The 19,474-nt window shown below is 45.2% G+C and carries 22 protein-coding genes; 7 read left to right on the forward strand and 15 right to left on the reverse strand.

What is annotated here, in order from left to right; translation table 11 throughout:
- Window positions 1-4 precede the first annotated feature (4 nt).
- From larE to larC, 3 genes are read left to right on the forward strand one after another with little or no spacing between them, the layout of a single operon-like run.
- The gene (larE, locus tag AC58P7_RS12670; protein WP_497343289.1) at window positions 5-853 is read left to right on the forward strand and encodes an ATP-dependent sacrificial sulfur transferase LarE; all 849 of its coding nucleotides are present in this window, start codon (window positions 5-7) and stop codon (window positions 851-853) included.
- Window positions 850-1,623 carry a nickel pincer cofactor biosynthesis protein LarB gene (larB, locus tag AC58P7_RS12675; RefSeq protein WP_497343291.1) on the forward strand — a complete coding sequence of 258 codons (774 nt, stop codon included), beginning with the start codon at window positions 850-852 and terminating at the stop codon, window positions 1,621-1,623. Before larE ends, larB begins: the two co-directional genes overlap by 4 nt.
- A 9-nt stretch (window positions 1,624-1,632) precedes the next feature.
- Complete coding sequence (gene larC / locus AC58P7_RS12680) at window positions 1,633-2,550, forward strand: nickel pincer cofactor biosynthesis protein LarC (RefSeq protein ID WP_497343293.1); 918 nt, start codon at window positions 1,633-1,635, stop codon at window positions 2,548-2,550.
- A gap of 27 nt (window positions 2,551-2,577) precedes the next feature.
- Here larC and larC2 read toward each other — a convergent pair whose 3' ends face one another.
- Window positions 2,578-3,072: a nickel pincer cofactor biosynthesis protein LarC2 gene (larC2, locus tag AC58P7_RS12685; RefSeq protein ID WP_497343295.1), complete on the reverse strand. Its 495-nt coding sequence runs from the start codon at window positions 3,070-3,072 to the stop codon at window positions 2,578-2,580.
- Window positions 3,073-3,188: 116 nt separating this feature from the next.
- On the opposite strand from larC2, the gene AC58P7_RS12690 reads away from it, so the two are divergent.
- Window positions 3,189-4,244 (forward strand): M23 family metallopeptidase, encoded by a 1,056-nt coding sequence (locus AC58P7_RS12690; RefSeq protein ID WP_497343297.1) that lies wholly within the window; start codon window positions 3,189-3,191, stop codon window positions 4,242-4,244.
- A 34-nt stretch (window positions 4,245-4,278) separates the two neighbouring features.
- Here the strand turns inward: AC58P7_RS12690 and yunB are convergent, their stop codons facing one another.
- Window positions 4,279-5,046, reverse strand: coding sequence for a sporulation protein YunB (gene yunB / locus AC58P7_RS12695; RefSeq protein ID WP_497343299.1), 768 nt, complete (start codon window positions 5,044-5,046; stop codon window positions 4,279-4,281).
- A gap of 372 nt (window positions 5,047-5,418) precedes the next feature.
- On the opposite strand from yunB, the gene AC58P7_RS12700 reads away from it, so the two are divergent.
- Both AC58P7_RS12700 and AC58P7_RS12705 read left to right on the forward strand, forming a co-directional pair.
- Window positions 5,419-6,048: a transposase gene (locus tag AC58P7_RS12700; protein ID WP_497343301.1), complete on the forward strand. Its 630-nt coding sequence runs from the start codon at window positions 5,419-5,421 to the stop codon at window positions 6,046-6,048.
- Between the two features lie 499 nt (window positions 6,049-6,547).
- Complete coding sequence (locus AC58P7_RS12705) at window positions 6,548-6,724, forward strand: hypothetical protein (RefSeq protein WP_497343303.1); 177 nt, start codon at window positions 6,548-6,550, stop codon at window positions 6,722-6,724.
- Window positions 6,725-7,086: 362 nt separating this feature from the next.
- Here AC58P7_RS12705 and AC58P7_RS12710 read toward each other — a convergent pair whose 3' ends face one another.
- On the reverse strand, window positions 7,087-8,022 hold the full coding sequence (locus tag AC58P7_RS12710; RefSeq protein WP_497343305.1) for a hypothetical protein: 936 nt from the start codon (window positions 8,020-8,022) through the stop codon (window positions 7,087-7,089).
- A 370-nt stretch (window positions 8,023-8,392) separates the two neighbouring features.
- On the opposite strand from AC58P7_RS12710, the gene AC58P7_RS12715 reads away from it, so the two are divergent.
- Complete coding sequence (locus AC58P7_RS12715) at window positions 8,393-9,343, forward strand: hypothetical protein (protein WP_497343307.1); 951 nt, start codon at window positions 8,393-8,395, stop codon at window positions 9,341-9,343.
- On the opposite strand, the gene AC58P7_RS12720 is transcribed toward AC58P7_RS12715, so the two are convergent.
- The 12 genes from AC58P7_RS12720 to AC58P7_RS12775 form a co-directional block, all read right to left on the reverse strand.
- Window positions 9,272-9,835 carry a 5' nucleotidase, NT5C type gene (locus AC58P7_RS12720; protein WP_497343309.1) on the reverse strand — a complete coding sequence of 188 codons (564 nt, stop codon included), beginning with the start codon at window positions 9,833-9,835 and terminating at the stop codon, window positions 9,272-9,274. The two genes, AC58P7_RS12715 and AC58P7_RS12720, sit on opposite strands and share 72 nt — an antisense overlap.
- Before the next feature lie 26 nt (window positions 9,836-9,861).
- The gene (locus AC58P7_RS12725) at window positions 9,862-10,506 is read right to left on the reverse strand and encodes a pentapeptide repeat-containing protein (protein WP_497343311.1); all 645 of its coding nucleotides are present in this window, start codon (window positions 10,504-10,506) and stop codon (window positions 9,862-9,864) included.
- 57 nt (window positions 10,507-10,563) lie between these two features.
- Complete coding sequence (locus tag AC58P7_RS12730) at window positions 10,564-11,172, reverse strand: sigma-70 family RNA polymerase sigma factor (protein ID WP_497343312.1); 609 nt, start codon at window positions 11,170-11,172, stop codon at window positions 10,564-10,566.
- Between the two features lie 261 nt (window positions 11,173-11,433).
- Complete coding sequence (locus AC58P7_RS12735; protein WP_497343314.1) at window positions 11,434-12,456, reverse strand: ATP-grasp domain-containing protein; 1,023 nt, start codon at window positions 12,454-12,456, stop codon at window positions 11,434-11,436.
- Window positions 12,453-13,286, reverse strand: coding sequence for an HAD family hydrolase (locus AC58P7_RS12740; RefSeq protein WP_497343316.1), 834 nt, complete (start codon window positions 13,284-13,286; stop codon window positions 12,453-12,455). Before AC58P7_RS12740 ends, AC58P7_RS12735 begins: the two co-directional genes overlap by 4 nt.
- The gene (locus AC58P7_RS12745) at window positions 13,283-14,422 is read right to left on the reverse strand and encodes a cysteine protease StiP family protein (RefSeq protein ID WP_497343318.1); all 1,140 of its coding nucleotides are present in this window, start codon (window positions 14,420-14,422) and stop codon (window positions 13,283-13,285) included. The genes AC58P7_RS12740 and AC58P7_RS12745 overlap by 4 nt, the downstream gene beginning before the upstream one ends.
- Window positions 14,389-15,810, reverse strand: coding sequence for a phosphoribosyltransferase family protein (locus tag AC58P7_RS12750; protein WP_497343320.1), 1,422 nt, complete (start codon window positions 15,808-15,810; stop codon window positions 14,389-14,391). Before AC58P7_RS12750 ends, AC58P7_RS12745 begins: the two co-directional genes overlap by 34 nt.
- On the reverse strand, window positions 15,755-16,858 hold the full coding sequence (locus tag AC58P7_RS12755; RefSeq protein WP_497343322.1) for an HpcH/HpaI aldolase/citrate lyase family protein: 1,104 nt from the start codon (window positions 16,856-16,858) through the stop codon (window positions 15,755-15,757). The genes AC58P7_RS12750 and AC58P7_RS12755 overlap by 56 nt, the downstream gene beginning before the upstream one ends.
- Window positions 16,859-16,926: 68 nt before the next feature.
- Entirely contained in the window at window positions 16,927-17,670 is a 744-nt protein-coding gene (locus AC58P7_RS12760; RefSeq protein WP_497343324.1) for a TerC family protein, read from the reverse strand.
- Between the two features lie 226 nt (window positions 17,671-17,896).
- Window positions 17,897-18,478: a TerD family protein gene (locus tag AC58P7_RS12765; RefSeq protein ID WP_497343326.1), complete on the reverse strand. Its 582-nt coding sequence runs from the start codon at window positions 18,476-18,478 to the stop codon at window positions 17,897-17,899.
- A 38-nt stretch (window positions 18,479-18,516) separates the two neighbouring features.
- A complete protein-coding gene (locus AC58P7_RS12770) occupies window positions 18,517-19,116 on the reverse strand; it encodes a TerD family protein (protein ID WP_497343328.1) in 600 nt (199 codons plus the stop codon).
- 206 nt (window positions 19,117-19,322) lie between these two features.
- Window positions 19,323-19,451 (reverse strand): hypothetical protein, encoded by a 129-nt coding sequence (locus AC58P7_RS12775; RefSeq protein ID WP_497343330.1) that lies wholly within the window; start codon window positions 19,449-19,451, stop codon window positions 19,323-19,325.
- Window positions 19,452-19,474: the final 23 nt, after the last annotated feature.

The following is a 19,474-nucleotide window of genomic DNA, read 5'->3' on the forward strand; positions in this document are numbered from 1 at the left end:
AAACATGAGCATAACTGAAGTGACACGCGAGAAAGATCGCAAGCTTGGCGAAATTTTAAGAAATATGGGCCGTGTAATCGTAGCCTTCTCCGGAGGCGTTGACAGTACATTCGTCCTCAAACGTGCACAGCAAGAGCTTGGTGACCAAGTGCTTGCCGTAACCGCAGCATCTGAAACGTTTCCCACGAGGGAGTTCGATGCCGCAGCACAACTAGCTGAACAATTCGGCGTCCGCTTGCACAAAACAGAGGTAAAGGAATTAGAGAACGCGAATTTCGTTGCCAATAATCCTGACCGTTGTTACCACTGCAAGACCGGACTTTACTCACATTTGCAGGATATCGCCAAAGAGCTAGGCTATCCGTATATCTTAGACGGTTCCAATGTGGATGATCTAGGTGATTATAGACCAGGTCTTCAGGCGAAAAATGAACAAGGCGTCCGCAGTACTTTGCAAGAAGCCGGCTTAACCAAAGATGAGATCCGAGCGCTTTCCAAAGAATTGGATCTGAGCACATGGAACAAACCTTCTTTCGCATGTTTGTCTTCACGTATTCCGTACGGGACTCAAATTGAGAAGTGGAAAATCGACCAATTGGACGAAGGCGAATACTTCTTGTCCCAGCTTGGTTTATATCAAGTTCGTGTTCGTCACCACGAGAAGATTGCTCGAATTGAAGTCATGCCGGATGAAATTCACAAGGTCGTTGAACACCGTGATGCGATTTATGAGAAATTCAGCAAGCTTGGCTTTACGTATGTCACGTTAGACTTACAAGGCTACCGGACTGGCAGTATGAATGAAGTTCTGTCGCAAGAGACGAAAGATAAGGTGAAAGAAGCTTCCTTATGATGGACTTAGAGAAGATCCTAAAACTCGTCCAAGCGGGCGACTTGGACGTCGAAGAAGCCAAGAAGCAAATCATCAAGGATGGCGGCGCAGGTCCCGCCAACCTTGATCTTGGATTTGCGCAGCTCGACATCGATCGCGAGAAGCGTACGGGCTTCCCCGAGGTCATTTTCGGGGAAGGTAAGACGCCCGAGCAGATCGAGGCGATATTCCGGCGGCTGATGGAGCACACCGACCGCGTGCTAGCCACGCGAGTCGACGCGGCCAAAGCCGCTCATGTCATTGCCAACGTGGCAGGTGTCACCTACCACGAAACCGCACGGGCGCTCACTTGGTTTAAGCGCCCGCTGCTCAAAGTCCACGACGGCTACATCGCCGTCGTGTGCGCAGGCACCTCCGACCTCCCCGTGGCGGAGGAGGCGGCCCTTACCGCAGAATGCCTAGGCAGCCACGTTGAACGCGTGTTCGACGTGGGTGTCGCTGGCATTCATCGGCTCTTCCGCCGGCTTGAGCTCATTCGCGGTGCGAACGCGATTGTGGTCGTTGCCGGCATGGAGGGTGCACTCGCCAGCGTAGTCGGCGGGCTCGTGTCTAAACCGATCGTGGCTGTGCCGACGAGTATCGGTTATGGTGCAAATCTTGCAGGTATTGCACCACTGCTGTCCATGCTAAACAGCTGTTCCCCCGGCATTTCCGTCGTCAACATTGATAATGGCTTTGGCGCAGGTTACTATGCTGGACTCATCAACAAAAATATGTCGAAAAGAGCGTGAAATACGACCATGCGCATTTTATATTTGGACTGCTTTTCTGGCATAAGCGGTGATATGACTTTAGGCGCTCTGGTGGATGCGGGAGCAGATCGAGCTTATATCGAGGACGAGCTTTCCAAAATCAAGCTAGAGCCTTACAGCTTAGAATGGAAACGCGTTGTGAAACGCGGTATATCCGCTCTAAAGCTGGATGTCATACTCGACCCAGAGCATCCTCCTAAGCACCACAGACATTACTCAGAAATTGTCCAAGTCATCCAGAAAGCCGAATTTAATGATCGGGTAACTGCACTAAGCTTAGCTATTTTCGAAAAAATAGCGATTGCAGAAGCCAAAATTCATGGTATCCCTATTGAAAAAGTACATTTCCATGAAGTCGGTGCGATTGATTCCATCGTTGACATCGTAGGTGCCGCTTTAGCCATCGACTCTCTACAAATCGAGCGTATTTTCTCATCACCTGTCCCATTAGGTTCTGGAACCATCCATATCGATCATGGAATATACCCGGTACCGGCTCCAGCTACACTTGAAATGATGCGGGGCTTACCTATCGCTTCAACTCACTATAGCTTGGAAATGACTACGCCTACTGGTGCAGGGATTATTTCTGGGATTGTAGATGAATTCTCTAAAAGCTTCCCACCGATGGTCGTGGACAGCATTGGGTATGGTGCAGGCACAAGAGACCTACCGAAGCAACCTAATGTACTACGTGTTGTGGTTGGTAAAATCGATCCCTTTATCGGGAAATGGCAAATAACTCATGAACATTTGGCGCATGAACACACTCATGAGCATACGCATACACACGATGACCATCACCACCATCATGATCATTCGCACAGCCACGATCACGACCATCATCAAGGTCATTCGCATACTCACACGCATCATGAAGATGCCAATCCTGGCACACCTCAATAGTCTTTAACCAATAAAAACGCCCTTCCATCATTCAGGAAGAGCGTTTTTTTGTCTAATCTGCTGCAGAAATAATAATCTAACTTCCTCGTAGACCATCTTCAAAGGCACTTCATGCGTTCTTGCCACTTGCTCACATTCCTTAAACTCAGGTGCGTATTGCACTAATTTCCCCGCATGATAACCAACTTTTACAGTCAAAGGTCCCCAAGACGTCTCCACGCACTCAAATTCTCTTGCCAGTCGATGACAAGAAGCATGCAAATAGCGAATGCCCAGTGTGGTTGATTCACTAAAAATAATCTCCTCGATCTGAGATAATCGCTCCTCATCCACAAGCACATTCAGCATCATACCTGGGCGTCCTCGCTTCATAATAATGGGTACCACATATACGTCGTTTGCACCCGCATCAAAAAGCTTATCCATGATATACGTAATCCACTCGGGATTCATATCATCCAAATTGGCTTGAACTAGCAACATATGATCATCTACATGCTCTTCCCTATGGTTAAAAGCCACATTTTCCACCTCTTACTGGCATCATAGCAAAAATCACCCCACAACGAAAGATGGAAGGATAAACAAGCAAAGATACGTACATCCTAAGAACTAACATTTCAGGAAGGATGATAGAGATGCAAAGCAGAGCATTTTGGTCAAAGGTTCTCGTCCTTAGCCTCCTCCTATCAACAGTCACTCCAGCGCCTTTTTCACATCTTGATGTATCACATGCTATGGCAAATGACCAAACTACTCCATCACAAGGTCCTTCAGTCAAGAAGCATACACCAGCGGAGCGAAAGGAGCTTTTTGAAAAAGTAGGCTTACTCTCAGGGATTCCCTGGACGTACCTCGCTGCTGTAGATCAATATGAGAAAACCATGAACACCGTCAAAAAAAGAACGGTTCAGCAAGACATTACGAATATTTATATCCCAGAGCTATTGTGGGCGGGAATACTTAACCCAGATCCACAAGACTCAAATCTGAAAAGTATCGCCTTTTTTCGCGGTTTAGGCCGCGATGGATCAGGAGATGGGGTCGCAGATCGATCTAATGATTTGGATGTACTAGCTGCAATGGCCGCAGTCTTAAGCAAGAACGGAACTAAAGTAGAAAATTTACAAATCAACCTTTGGAATTATTATCAAAATGCTCGAAGCGTAGACCGTATTCGACAATTCGCTGCTATCTATGAGTCTTTAGGTACATTAGAAGCCAATGACCATGCATTCCCGCTCCCTATTACAGCCGATTACTCCTATCGCAGCACCTGGGGAGACAGTCGCGGCTGGGGTGGGCACAGAACCCATGAAGGAACTGACCTGTTCGCTAGCTACGGCGTTCCCGTTAGAAGTACTTGCTATGGCATTGTTGAGATTAAAGGATGGAATCCCTACGGTGGCTGGCGAATTGGTATTCGAGATTTAAACAACATTTATCACTATTACGCGCACCTATCAGGGTTTCAAAAAAGCGTCAAAATAAACGACATTGTTAAACCCGGACAAACCCTTGGTTGGGTAGGTAGCTCAGGCTACGGGAAGCCAGGTACATCTGGTAAATTCCCGCCTCATCTCCATTTTGGACTTTACCGAGATAATGGTTCTACGGAGTGGAGTTACGATCCCTATCCTTCTTTGCGTAGATGGGAACGTGAAGATCAGAATAAAAAGAATACGAAGAAATAACCCACCCTTCTGGGTGGGTTTTATTTCTGAGCGCTTATTGTTTAGAAACGCCTTGTTTAGAAGTATCATTCTTAACACCTGCGTTCGGTACAGTTGGTAATGTAATACTAGGCGGACTAGCATCCTTCGAACTCCCTACAGGATTGCCCTTATTATCATAGTAGTAAGTAGGTACATCCCCCACGACAAGTGAATAGGAAATGGGAATTTCCGTTTCAACGATTTCCGTATCCGTATCAAATGGGATAATAACAGAAACTTCCGCAATGATATGTACATATACTTCGAACATAACCATATTTATTCCGACATTTTGAGTACGTGTATTCAAATCTACCTTAACACTTCCAACAGGAAGCAATCTTATTGGTATATCCGGCCCAAAAGAAGCTAAAATAGCACTATTCATCGCTTGCCCGATGGGGATATGATCCGAAATACTTTGCAAATTATTTAATTCACCCTGCACGGTTTTAATTGCTTCCGAAGTAATCCTCATATGTTCATTATAATTTAACATGAACCCCGTTATCTTATTGTTATTATCCATCTTCCAATCAATTAATTGCTCTGCATTCGTTCCTCCAGCAACATGATCGGCAATTGCACTATTAATCGCCTGCGTTGCAATTTGTTTCACTCTTACCTTGGCCAAATTCATTAAAGGCGGTCTAAGATTTCTTTCCACAAAAATGAAAAATTGTATGCAAAACAAGACAAAGATGAGCAGACCAATCCAAAGTACCTTTTTACGGCTTGTTTTCACAGTTGGCCTGCTCCTCCATCGTCGCCTCTGTAGCATTCTCTTCCCCCTTTCTCCCTGCCCAAGTCCAGCTTATGTACCACAATTCATTAGTACTACCTTATGCGGACATGATATGAAAAAGACGATGGATTCCTTCCCGTCACTTCATTCACTTCCTGCCTACTTGGATCACCTGCGAACTTTCACCTACGTTACCATTTTCACTACCTGACTACATGACTACCTGACCATCTCCCACCACACTATCCCCTTAACACCCCTCACTATCAGCACTATCCCCTTCGCTCAGATAAAAAAACCAACAATACCCCTTAATTGTTCTCCCAATTAATTGAAAACAGATCATATGTTTGGTATAATGAAATAGGAACAAATGTTTCCAAATAACTTTACTCGAGGAGATTTTACATGGATACTACTAGCTTGTCATTTGAGCAATTTCAAACGTATTTTTCCTCAGAAAATATTTGCATCGACTTTATGTTCCAAACCAAATGGCCTGAAGGCTTCCGTTGTCCACGATGTGAGCATCGCCATGCCTATATAACAACAACTCGACGTTTACCCTTGTATGAATGTTCCCATTGTCGTCATCAAGTGTCATTACTTTCAGGGACGATTATGGAAGGCTCCCGAACTGAAATTCGCAAATGGTTACTTGCAATTTTTCTGATTTCGCGTACTCATATTGGCACAACCGCAGTGGAGCTTTCACGACTTATTAATGTTACTTACAAAACAGCTTGGCTAATTTTACATAAAATCCGTACTTCCATCCATCAAGCAGATAGCCTATGTCCCTTGACAGGAACCGTTCAAATTAACTCGGCTATTTATGGAAAACCTTTCAATCCGTCTGTCCACAAACATCCTCAAGAACATCTCCTACTCGTAGGCTCCTCGCTCAATGATGATTCAGGTGATCCAACTTATTTCAAAATTAAGCATGTTGTCCCCTCACACCCTAAGAGCAAACACATCACGAAATTCGACACGTCAACCTTTCAGCAGCAACATATCGGACCTGCCCGTGGATAAAATTCACATGGTTACTGGCTTTTACACATCGAAACGACAACGCCCCCTACTCGAAGTTGCTAAACAAGCGAGTACATGGATTAATTCAACCTTTCATGGTATCGGCGCCCATCATCTTCAAAGCTATTTAGACGAATTCTGCTATCGAATTAATCTCACTGCGTCCAACATTCCCGTTTTCGATCATTTGATTAAACTTTGCCTATATTCTTCTACAATGGACACTCATTGCTATATGAAAAGCAGCCGTTAGTGCTATACTTCCATCCGTCTAAGATCCTAAGCTCAATTACTTAAATCTGCCTATCCCCTTCACACATAACTTTTAGACACTTACTTTACTTCCATCACTTCACTTCACTTCACCTCTATTCAATTCAATTTAAGTAAAGTTGAGTCAATATAGCTCAAGTTCAATTTCAATAGAACAAACTGCTTTCACTTTTCTGAGCTAAGGGGATAGTGGGTATAGATGCGGCGCTAAAGATATAGGGTTGTTATGCTTAGTGAATGTGGCGTAAGTGGTTATGTAGATTTGGGCTACTATATGGATTGGAGCTATGCGCTTGGAGGCACTAGCGTTTGGTGCTGTGGCGTTTGGAACTATAACGTTTGCGGCTATGACGATTGGGGTTGTAGCGCTTGGATCTCTGGCGATTGGCGCTATGACGACTAGGCTGTAGCATTTGGATCTGTGCCGTTTGGTCACTCCCACGATAGGACCGCGACACGAATAGAAAAAACTTTCATCGCCATCGCTGGGATGGTTTTGAAAGTTTTTGTACTTGAATCTTTGTCTTTATTAGTGTGTAGAAGGAACGAGTGCTGTTCCTCCCAGTCCGCTTGGCGTACTGCTTGTTTTGGTTATGTGTGCCTGTTGAAAGTGAGATCGAGCTGCTCGGCTTTTTCCATGCCCAGTTACCTGCGCTGCCTGTTGTTACTTGATAGTTGCTACCTGAATCAACTGCGACGTTGAAGCTGTCTGAGCTGCCGTCTGGACCTTGCGAGAGTAAGTAGATGTAGAAAGGCCTCCATTTGTTACTTCCAGGTCATATTTAAGGTAGGAACGGAAGGTGCTGTGGTGTCCGCTATTGGTGCAGTTGGTGCATATCGCTCCATGATTAAGCTTGTTTTTAGCACATCAGACTGCACTAACCAGCCCTTGGTATTAAGTATATTCATCAAATCCGTTCGTGCACTTGTTGCTTCACTTCGTGTATCCGCCTTAAATGAGGCTTCAACGATGTCCTCTGTTCCTGTTTTTGCTGCATTCAGAATGGTCCACACTTCGATATCTAATTCCAAATCGTCGATCGTGCCTTCATATCTTTTGAAATCGATAGGGCCATAAATAACAGAATTGTTTAATTGGGTGGTACCCCAGCCTGAGCTGGTCCAGTTTTTAAACTGGCTAGGAGCATTGGAAATGGAGACAGATTGGGAAGTTGCCAGGCTAGGTACGTTTAATCCACTACCACTATAACCAGAAACGGTCACATCTTTTTCATACTGTACACTTAATGTTTGTTTACTGAAGGTCCAATCCACCTGGAATTTAAACCATGATGCTGAGCTATTCAAGCCATCGTTCGCAGCTGTTGTTAATGCACTATTAATATCGCCATTTGTGATGGGGTATCTTTTTTTGAATTGCAGCTGATGGGTGCTGTCACTACTTTTTTTACGAATACGATCACTCCAGCTTTGCGCATCCATTGTTTTCGTTGGTGTATCCATGTATTGAACGCGATAGCTTTTGTACGAGGAACCTGTAGAAAATTGACTACGCACACTACTAATAAGGTTGTGGCTAGAATCCACCACGATACTAGGATCTAAGTTAAATTTAACCTCATAGTTAGGCGTATCGTTAGCAGCAAAAGCTTGTTTTGGTGAGAGAACTCCACCTGTTAGCAGCACCGCTGCTGCTATTGAAGCTAGGATTAATTTAGACACTTTATTAATTCGGAACATCTGAATAACATCTCCTCACATCCGTTTTTGATATTAATAACGATCCATAATCAGTTGCGTCTTTAAAGAATCTTGTGCCAAAAATCAACCTTTACTCTGTAGATACGTAATTAATTCATCATGTTTGAAAGATGCTGTTGATTGACTATCTGTTTTGAAGGACGCTTCCACTATGTATTCTGTCCCAGTACCCGCTGTATTAAGAATAGGCCATACCTCGATATGTCAGTCAACAAGGAGGAGAGTTGCCTTACGAGGAATCCCATCTTGCTTCCGTCAGGTACGCTTTCATTGAAGAAGCTGCACCGCCCCGAAGCATTGGTTCGTGATTTCCCCAACTTTGAAAGCCTGTTGGGGACGAAGCGGACATATGCTGAGATCGATCTGGGTCATGCTGGAGCTGGAAGGAAAGCGGATTTTCTACTCGGGAGATTACAGCGAGGACTCGATTCTGTTAGGGACAGATTCGCCGCAGCTTATCAACCACGAGCTGGCTTTGGATGGCGCCATAGTGGATGCTGCCTACAGTACAGATACAGAAGAACAGGAAGCAAAGTTAAAGAACCTCTTCGCGGAAGCAGATGACATTCTAACTGCAAATGGCCTGCTGCTGCTACCAGTTCCTGTTTGCGGCCGAGGGCAAGAACTTCTACTTATGATGGAGCAGCGCTACCCCGAAACGTCAATACGGGTTGAGCACGAGCTCATCGAAGCGATGAAACTCATGCTTCAGCATCCGAGCTGGCTCAAGAGCGGCATGGCAGCCCGATTAGCCAAAGCCTTGGCCAGTCAACGCTTTGAAATCATCCATAGCGATAATGAGCGTATAAGTCTCCTCCAGGAGGACATCGCGTGTTCGCGCGCGGCCATTTGGTTCACGACGGATGGCATGATGCAATCGCCGAAAGCACTGTGGTATTACGAAATGCTCCGTCGCAGACCGAACAATGGCATCTTGATCACGGGGCATGTTGAAAAGGAACCATTGCGCAACAACTACTGGCCCTGCAGGATGCAGAAAGCGGATGCCGCATACGCGCCATCCGCTACAAAATTCATCAAGGACTTCCGGATGTACGCCGGATGGCCCGATCTATGCAAAGCAACTTCACTCTGCTCGTTCATGCTCCGAAACGCGATACCGATCAGCTATGCCAACAGCTTGAAGCCGAGGGAGAGGAAAATCTTCTCTCCCTCCAGCCAGGTGCTCACATCGTTCTCTAACGAGGAGAGCGCCTTTTCCTCTTTTTTAACCCTTCATAAGCTCGCCAAGCTCATCCCAAGACGTAATCCGCGGAAGATCCAGATGTCGATTATATGATCTGTCTTTCACACAAATGCGGACTGGTAAGTGAAACAGCGTTTCTAGAACTTTCGGTTTATCATCGAAATAATAATCTAGCTTTAGTGCTTCGATAATATGTACTTTCTCGGAATCACTCATCCCGCAGTAGAAATGTCCGTCTGCCACGGGGAATCCGTTGTCCAGCAGCCATTGCCGCGTGCGCTCTGTGTGTTCCTTCGCTCTCGCGGTAATGTAATATACCTCATGGCCTTGCTCCACCAGCTGGTTCAAAACCTCACGCGCATGGGGGAATGTCGCACAGTCGGAATAATAAATCTCATCACGCAGGCTGTGCCAGAGCTTCCCTCCTTCCTCTTTGGATAATCCAAATGCACTGTGAATTTCCATCGTAGGCAGAGCTTGGAATACCTCTAGCCCAATATTCTGCTGCAGCTTCTGATTGTAAATGTGAAACGCATGCTCTCTCAGATTAATGAGGGTATCATCAATATCAAATCCTAGCTTCACTGTCTAACCCTCCATTCACCCAGCCTTTATTCTTTTAATTTTATCCCAAAATGACTAACAAATACCGAGGCTTGCCCTCTAGAAATGATACATCCTCGCAAATCCTCAATGCTTACGCCTAAGGTGGTAAATTCACATGTACTTAGGTCGATCCCCTCCAACTTGGTACCTGTAAATTGTGCTTGGTCCAACTGGCACTTATCGTATTCAACCTTTTGTAAAGTCGCTTCATAGAAATCAGAGCTAGACAAGGAACAGGTATGGAACGAGATCTGTTTGAGATTAGCCATCCGAAACGTTGCAAAATCTCCTAGGCAATCTTGAAAGAGGATATTACGCAGCGTCGCCCCCGAAAGATCCATGCCAATAATTTTACAATTCCGAAATTCGGTTCGATGAATTGTTGCTTCTGTAAAGTCGACGTTCGATAAGTCGCATCTGTCAAAAATAACATCCGTCAGCTCAATTTCTTTCATCGAGATGCGGGTAAAGGTGACATTGCGGAAAATGACTTTATCAAACGCGACCTTATAGGCGGATTGATTATCGATCACACAGTCACTAATAAGGCCAGTATGGAAGCTATCTTCAGGCTCAAGTTCCCTCTCTTGCAAGGAAATGATGGGCAATTCTTTGGGCATTTTGGGTGCATCTAATTTAGGATTACTCATGTGAAGCTCCTTTATTATAGGGTCATAGGCAAAAAAATAAGCCTTATCGGCTTACCGCTAAAAAATGATAACAGATGTTAAGCTATGCAGCATGAAGAATAAGGATCCCCATTTTCTTTTGATAAAATTCCGGCCACGAAAAAGCCTCGTTTTGATGGTGGAAACAGGTAAATTAACTTCCCTGCTGATGTCTTCTAACGACATATCCAAATAATATTTATACACAATGAGTTCTTTGTATTTATCAGGTAAATCCTGAATCATTTGCTCAACCTGAATATACGTTTCCTGCTCGATGAGCTGAAGCTCAGGCGTTTTCTCATGACTAACCAGCTTCTCATACAGGGGACGTTCGTCCTGAGAAGGAAACGAATTCGTATCCATCGAGAGCTCTTTTTTCTTCTTCCGCATCAAATCAATGGTCACATTTTTGCCAATGCTAAAGATCCAGCTGGAGAAGTTTTTGGTAGCGTCAAATCGATGTGAATTCAAATGTGCCCGCAAAAAAGTCTCCTGAACAACGTCTTCGGAATCCGATTTATTACGAAGCATGCGAAAAGCTAATCGATAAATTTTGTCCTTATACAGCTCCAGAAGTCGATTAAACGCTTTCGCATCTCCTTGACTCCACATTGTTGCAAGTTGACTATCACTTAATTGCAGCATGTTAAATCTCCTTCACTTGTGAAACTACCTATCTCCTATTCTACCAAATCAAAGCAAAAAAAAGAAACCTTTTCAGGCTTCAAAGATGTCTATTTATCGATAAAATTGGACACATATTCTGCTTTCTCTGCGCTCGCTATCACAATTAACGTTACGATAATTCCGAACAAGATAATCCCGCCTACGATCATGCAGCGCACCCTCTTTGACTGTTTGATACGAATGATCATCTATTATCAAAGATATGATGCGCGCTACTTATTATTCACCGAGATTCATAATTACGTATTGCTCGATATGACTCGCCAATAAGCCGAAGGTCGGTTTCTGGACGTCAAACTTTTCACCCAGGAGCGATTTCACGGCTAGATAAGGGAAGTTAATGCCCGATAAACAGGTCACATGTAAACCACCTGACATTCGCGGATTAATCTCCAGCAGCTTCGGAACACCCTGATTGTATTTGACCTGAATATTATAATTAAAAGGAATGCGATACATGGCCGCTACTTGATTAGCAAGCTCAATCAGCTCAGGTACTTCCTCTAACAGCCTCAAGCGACCATCCGCCTTACGGCGTGGGACTGCGGCAAGCAGCTCGCCGGCTGCGGAAGCCAAACAATCGATGCTGTATTCATAGCCATTTAGTAATTCCATGACCATGAGATCCTCAAAACGCTCGACCGTCGATAAATTCTGAACCACCTGATCTTTGCTGAGATACGGTGTCACGGTTCCGAACATGTCACTCAACACATTCCGCTTATCGCTGATGATCCGAAAACCAGTTCCACCTTCACCATTCGTAGGCTTCATACAAACGCCATGGCCAGCAGCTGTCAACGCGTCATGCGCTTGGATAAATTCCGCTGCTGTATTCACTACATGATAGTCGGGAATGGCGACGATCCCCTTGGGCCGAATGGATTCATAGAACTTTTGCTTTTCCATGAGATTTTCTAGAAGCTCGAGATCACGACAAACGGTGACACGTGTACCTATTTTCTCAAACTCATCGATATGCTTGGCTATGGCGTACATATGCAATCTAGGGATAAAGACATCGATGCCGTGCTGTTTGCAAAAGTTCAAAGCGAACTCCATATAATCATCGTCGCCGAGAACAGGCTCGGTATCCGCAAAATCCGCCGCTTGCAGCGCCATGTGAGTTCGATCCGGATGTGTAGCATACATCTTAAACTGAGCCCCATCCTCATTATGACGGATGCTGTTCATGTAATGATAAGCGACAGAAAACCAGCGGTTAAACCATACTTTTTTCATGAAGGCTCCTTTATGAGCAGCTTCTTGTGCTCTGTGTGAGTGGACTGAACGAAAGATGTAATGTCATCCGCAGCGAAAATCCCAGATTCTTCGGTAAATCTGTAGTTCCCAGACTGCCCCATCTGTTCTTGGCGGAATAACTCTCCGTGACCTGGAGCGATGGCATAATCAGCGATGTCTAACAAGCTTTGATCCAGCAGCGAATCCCCGGAAGCGATGACCTTTCGTCCGCCAATGACCTCCTTCAAATGGGCAACTGCTCCGCCCTTACTCACGGCTTGCGGGACGATGTACACCTTTCTTCCCTGCACAGATGTGCGCCAGCCCATGCTATGTAGCTGAGCAGTCAGATCAGCTATCTCCTGCAGGGGCATCCGGTCGCGTTCGACGATATGGGAGTAGAATAGTTCATCGCACCAGCTTGAGCTGAGCACCCAGTCTTGACGAAGTACAGCGTTCATCACAGGGAGAACGTCCTCTACAGGGGAACTTGTCTCACTAACGCGGGCCCTGATCAGATCTCGCCATTCCGTATCCACCTTGCCATCGATCAGCATATTTCCCCCATTGCTTGTCACGGCATATTTAGGCTTCAAAATTTGACTAATCAAGTGAATCCGCTCGTATTGTGCAATTGTTCGTGTCGTAACCGGAATGAAAATGAGCTCATTCATCAGCTCTTGCAGGCGTTGATACGTGCTCGCGGACATATACGATCTTATCTTACCGTCAATAAGCTCGGCGATCAGAATACGATCTCCCCAATGCTCCGCACGCTCAGCAGGTTGGGAATAGATCAAGGTCTGATCTAAATCACTGGCATAAATCATTCGGCATCCCCTTTCACGGATTGTATGAGACCACAACATGAATAGGTGAGACCGGGATACACCTCAACAGGTACACCGCGTGCCTCAGCTAAAAGCAAGATATGCCGGATATGGGGATTATCCATGCGGTCTACCAAGATCCGCCACGGCACTCGCCTAAGCAGAACGCGGGTCGTTTCTCCGACCCCAGGCTTAATCAAATTGATATCGGCAATCTGGTACGTTGTTTGAATCGCTTGAATATCTCGCAAGCCATGCCAGGAAATCTCAGGAGGATGCAACAGGATGTCCTCGGCAACCGCCTGTGCTCCATTGGCAACCTCACTGAAGTAGGGCACGATCGTATCGATGAAATGGTTAGATTGATCCTGATCAAGCCATTCCCTGTAATATTTGGAGCCGTGGAAATCATGAGGTCCAATCAAATCATCGCGCAGCACTGTTCGGCTCATTAAACCAGAAACCGTCGAGTTCAAGCATGCGCTCGGAATGAGAAAGTCCTCACGAGTGCCGAACATGTTCGTACAATGACCCGGGTCGGCGAGCACGGCTAGATCATCGTCCAGGATGATCCCATATTGCTTTTCCATTAAGAGACAAGCTTGGGTCAGCACCTTCCGGATGGCTCCTTTACCTGTCCATCCATCAATGAATTGCAATCTCACGCCGGGATGCTTCTGCAGCATATATAGAAGAGCGTTCTCATCAATCCCCTTACCCCGAATAATTGAGATACTATAATGCGGGAAATCAAGGTGATGGATAGCCTGAAGATAACGTTTAATCAAAATACCAACTGGCGTTCCCGCTCTAGCTAAGGAGACGAGAAGGGTTTTCGGTCCTTTCTTGGCTCGAATGAGCTCAGCAACCGCACCGACCGATAGCGCAACCTTCTCCGCAGACAGCTCTAGCGATTCTTGATATAGGTTCAAATAAGCCGATGAAGGCAGATGTTCTTGTGGCAGCATTTCCGAATAGTGCGTGCCTGACTGGATGGCTCGTTCTCTGGCATCCAAAGCGATTTCCAGCTGGACCTCGCTGATATCTTTCAACAGGAATGTCACATCGCTCGGTGGATAGCTCCCCATCGGTTGGGGCTCATTTATTGCTTTGGCTTTCGTTCGCCAAGCTTCCATACCATCCCCTCCTTCCAATCGACCGTTTGAGGTGAGAAGAAGACGATATGAAGAGTATCCAGCCCCCTCGTTTGCAGAATTTGAAGGATTGGCTCCATCGCTTCAGGCAATGCTTCTCTTTCCAGAAAGAGAAAAATCTCCTGGTACTTACCGTACGGGATATTGTAGAAGAAATGAATAACTTGCTCATCCTCTGGTGAGGGATAGGCATCGCCAGATTGGACCGCATAACCTTCACGGTCGATGACATGAATCGGACTACGCGTCGTCGATTGATACGACACACCCGCTCCCATCTCCGCCGCTATGCGCATCGGGATATACATAAACTCTCCTGTGCCTACGCAAAGGGTATTCGCTCCCCTACGCATGCCCTTTAGCCTAGATGCCGTTTGCGTGATCGAATGATCCAAGTGTTCACTGCTGACTGGTGTAAGACCAAATCTACCGCTATGGAGCAAATAAGGTCGACCAGCTGCATGAGCTGCATGGGAGAAGAGACCGTCAACATAGGAGATCTGCAGGCGTCCATTAGGCTCCATTTTCGTGGAGTTAGTTGCTTGCGGGGTCAAGCTCTCGCTAGAGCCTACTACCTTCGTCTCCCCTTGAATAAGGGAAATGACGTGAATCGTGACGTTCAACTCCTGCTCAAGCTGAGTAAATTGTGCACGATTTTCTTCTGTACGCCAGTCGAGTAGAGCCAAGACATAGTAAATTTTCTTCGGGTATTTTCCTTGTAGGTCACGAATAATATTGAGCGACGTTTTGCCTGTCGTTATTTCATCATCCACGAGCACGAGGATCTCTGGCTCTGCCAGTAGAGCAGGGTCATCTGAGTAGCCAAAGTGCGCCACGGCATGCGAATGCTCCTCTTCGAACTGAAGGATGATCGGTGATTCTTCAATCACTTCACGTGTTGTGTGCAAATACCGACTACCTTGTCCAAAAGCTTCATACACCGCATGGCCAATCGCCGTTGCTGTCTCAGCAAAACCGATGAAAGCGATCGGTTGTTGCAGTTCTAACCGCTCGGACATAACAGCCCGATAAGCGGCTTCCGCTTTCTCAGGATGCACAAGTCCCTCAACTGCGAGTTGCACCTTTTCATCCAACTTCGTTCCCTGCAACGCTTGCTGCAGAAGTAGCGCCAAGGCTGTTCCACTTAGCAACGAAGTGTACGGATTCACCGGGATATGTTTACCGAGCACCTTGCTCACGAACAAAAAGGAACGCTTCTTATTAATTCTCGCCGCCATTGTGAACAGTGCATCGAGCGAGATGTTATAGGGATTGGAGGTCACATTGACCTGCAGTTCTAAATCGCCTGCGATTTTATACGTACGCTCGGTCAGGTCGGAGGAATAATCCATCAAATGATTGTTGTTCATGCAGCACCCCGTAAATTTGTGATCGTAAAATAATACGCTTCGCCCAATTGTAATGGGGTTTGATTTCATTCATTTTGTTGCCATAGGCACTCTTCATTACGCCGAGGTCCCCATGATTGTTGGTCAGAATACTCGTAGCATCCGTATATTCTTCATGTGTGACCGCATAGATCGATTGAACCGGCTTAATGTGAGTAGGATGTATAATGGTTTTGCCGATCATGCCATTTTCCTTATCCAGCATCACTTCGTGAATGAGCCCTTTCGCCCCGAAATATTCCCACACAGGTCCAGAAATCACGTTGGATGCCTCCATACGCCCAAAAATATTAATAATATCAGCGACACAATCCCGAATGGGAGCAATGTCATAAATGGTTCTATCAGGACTTCGTCGGAGCCCAAATAAGCTTGAGAAGTCCGTGGCGCCGATTCGAATATTCAATACCAAAGACTTAAACTTCGTTATGATGTCGTTAATGGCAAGCAAGGTAGAAGTGCGGCTTTCCTTATAAATAATCGAACCTGACTCCAAAATCGGCATTCCGTACAAAGTTGGTGCAGTATCCATCTTCTCATCATTATAATTTTCTAAAATTTGAAAGTAGGCCTCACCATTATCCGCTGTGAATTTGGGAAACACAATGCCAGTCAGCAGGGTTATGTTATCTTCCAACCTCTCCAGCAAATAATTCAACTGATTCACGCTTCTCACGCGAACGAAGATAAGCGGCAAATTATCTGTGTTCAAAATACCGACATCTATCCAATGGGCGATCTGGTTCAATTGACCAAGGAGTGATTCCTCCGAAGCATGCACTTCGTTATCACCAACAGCATCCTCCAGATCAAGGACAACTGATACTAAACCCTCGATTTTACCAAAAGCAATGTCTTCTGCAAATGTGCGACGAGTCGCTGGCATATACAGGGCAGCACCAATAGAATGAGCTAAAATGTCTTTGTGCGAATGATTATGGAAGGAATTCGGCGGTAAGTAAAATAAAGCTTTCTCTTCATCCGCTGTTAAATAATTGAAATATCGCATGCCGATTCCTCCCTTTTTACTTGAAAGAACAATCCCTCCTAGGCGGAGGGATTGTTCTTAGATCAACATTATGATTCTTTCACAGATGTAGACTTGTCCTTTTTGCGAAACATGCTAAGAATAATGGTTCCTCCGAACAAGGCAATAATGACGGAGAAGAAGACTACGTGAGAGATGTGGAAACCGAATGCGCCAGCAATCATTTTAAGACCGATGACAATGATTAAGATAAACGCTGTTTTCTCCAATTCCGGTATCTTGTCAATGAGCTTTAAGAAGACTTGCGCCACGCCTCTCATCATTAGAACACCTAAGATACCACCCATGAACAATACCCAAACCTTATCACTCACACCGAATGCCGCAAGGACGCTATCGACACTGAACGCGATATCCATGATTTCTACCGCAATAACCGTGCGCCAGAAAGAAAGACCTTTGTTTTGAACTTCGCCATCTTCCCCATGCTTCTTCATGAAGAGATTGCTGTAAGCGATCCAGAGAAGATACGCACCGCCAAGAACTTTAATCCAGGTAATCTGTACTAGGAATGTACCTACACCGATCGCGATAAACCTAAATATGTAAGCACCCAGCAAACCGTAAAATAAAGCTTTCTTCTGCTGTTCCTTCGGTAAATGCTTTACCATCACTGCAAGTACTAACGCATTATCTGCGGAAAGCAATCCCTCTAGGAGGACGAGTGTACCGATAATTCCCCAGTTTACTGGATCAGTAAGGGTAGCGGAAAGCACGTCCCAGCTAAAAAAGTTAAGAAAATTATCAATAAAACTTTGAAAAAAATCTGACATTAAGGTGGACCCCCTGTTAGTATGACTCTTCATAATACCTTAAGCTGCCCCATCTATCTCATTCACCGATTAGTACGAACATCTACTCGGTTCATTGATTTCCAATTCAAAACGCAACAAATATTGTCGTGTGAACACCATTTCTCAGGTCGAATCGATTCAAAGAGTAGGGAGGGTGATGCATTAGATGCTCCAATACACCACCCTATTTAGTAAGACTTCAATCTTAGGAAGTTTGCAAACCGTAGTCGCGTGCCAAACCAGCTAAACCGTCTTTATATCCGCTGCCAATTGCGCTAAATTTCCATTCGCCGCTATGACGGTAAAGCTCACCGATCACAACGCCTGTTTCAATGGAGAAATCTTCGCCAAGATCGAAACGAATGATCTCAGAGCCAGAGCCCTCGTTCAGGACACGTACGTATGCGTTGGAAACTTGTCCGAAATTTTGCGATCTTGCTTCCGCCTCATGAATTGTAATACAGAAAGCAATTTTCTCCGTTTCAGCCGGTACCGCACTAAGATCAATGGAGATGACTTCATCGTCGCCATCGCCAGCACCTGTACGATTGTCACCTTTGTGTACGATCGAACCGTTCGCATTTTGACGATTGTTGTAGAAAATGAAATCCGATTCATTGCCGACTTTACCAGCCGCATTCGCTGCAAAAATGGAGGCATCCAAATCGAAATCCTTGCCGCCATCGTATTTGTTCGTGTCCCAACCCAAGCCAACGATAACTTTCGTTAAGCCTGGATTTGTTTTCGTCAAATCAACTTTCTGACCTTTAGATAATGAAATTGACATAAGAAATACCTCTCTTTATATAGGATTTGGCTGTGCCATTACTGATATCTTTTAACCAATTGTCCAATGGTTGTATCTGTGCTGCCTTCACCAATCGCGCTAAATTTCCACTCGCCGCTGTGTCGGTAAATTTCACCAACAATGAGGGAGGATTTGCCTGAATAGTTGTCGGTTAGATTAAACTTCACCAACTCCTGTTGATTAGCACCATTCAATACACGAATATAAGCCGATTGAATAAGCCCGAAATCTTGCTTTCTATTCACACAGTCATAAATATTTACGACGAACACAATTTTGCTCACATCAGCGGGAACTTGTCCTAAATTAACGGAAACCGTTTCATCGTCGCCATCGCCATCCCCCGTACGGTTATCACCAGAGTGAACGACCGAGCCATCAGGGCTTTGTAGATTAGCAAAATAAACCACATGTTTCTGATTAGTTATTCTTCCCTTTTCATCCAATAAGATAACGGACGCGTCACAATCAATTTCAACTGCCGTTTTCTTCGAACCGAAGAAACCCTTCTTCTCTACAACAGCAGGATCCCAACCTAACCCAACCACAACTTTAGAAAGACCTGCGTTACCTTTTGTTAAATCGATTTTTTGACCTTTGACCAAACTAACTGTCAACGAGGTCACCTCCCTTCGCTTACCTGTTTTAGTGAACTCCCTTATCTGATACGCATGAAAATCAATCACGTTTCACTTTCCTGGGTAAATGTTTTGTGAATTCGACTTCAACAGTCAAAATCCCCCAGATCTCAAAAGAAAAACAACCATAGGATGATCCTAGGTTGCATTTTGTGTTTATTATATCATTTTACAACTTATGGTATTCAAAAATTTTCCATCGCGATGTTTCTGACACAGCCTTCTGACGAGTACAAGGAAGTGATGTGATCTAAGCCCTGAAGCTTTGCCTGCTTCGTAACAAGCTCGCACAGCTGCGCCAAACAAGCCTTCATGATGCGGACCATCTCCTAGCATG

Source organism: Paenibacillus sp. J22FR5 (genome assembly GCF_059691975.1).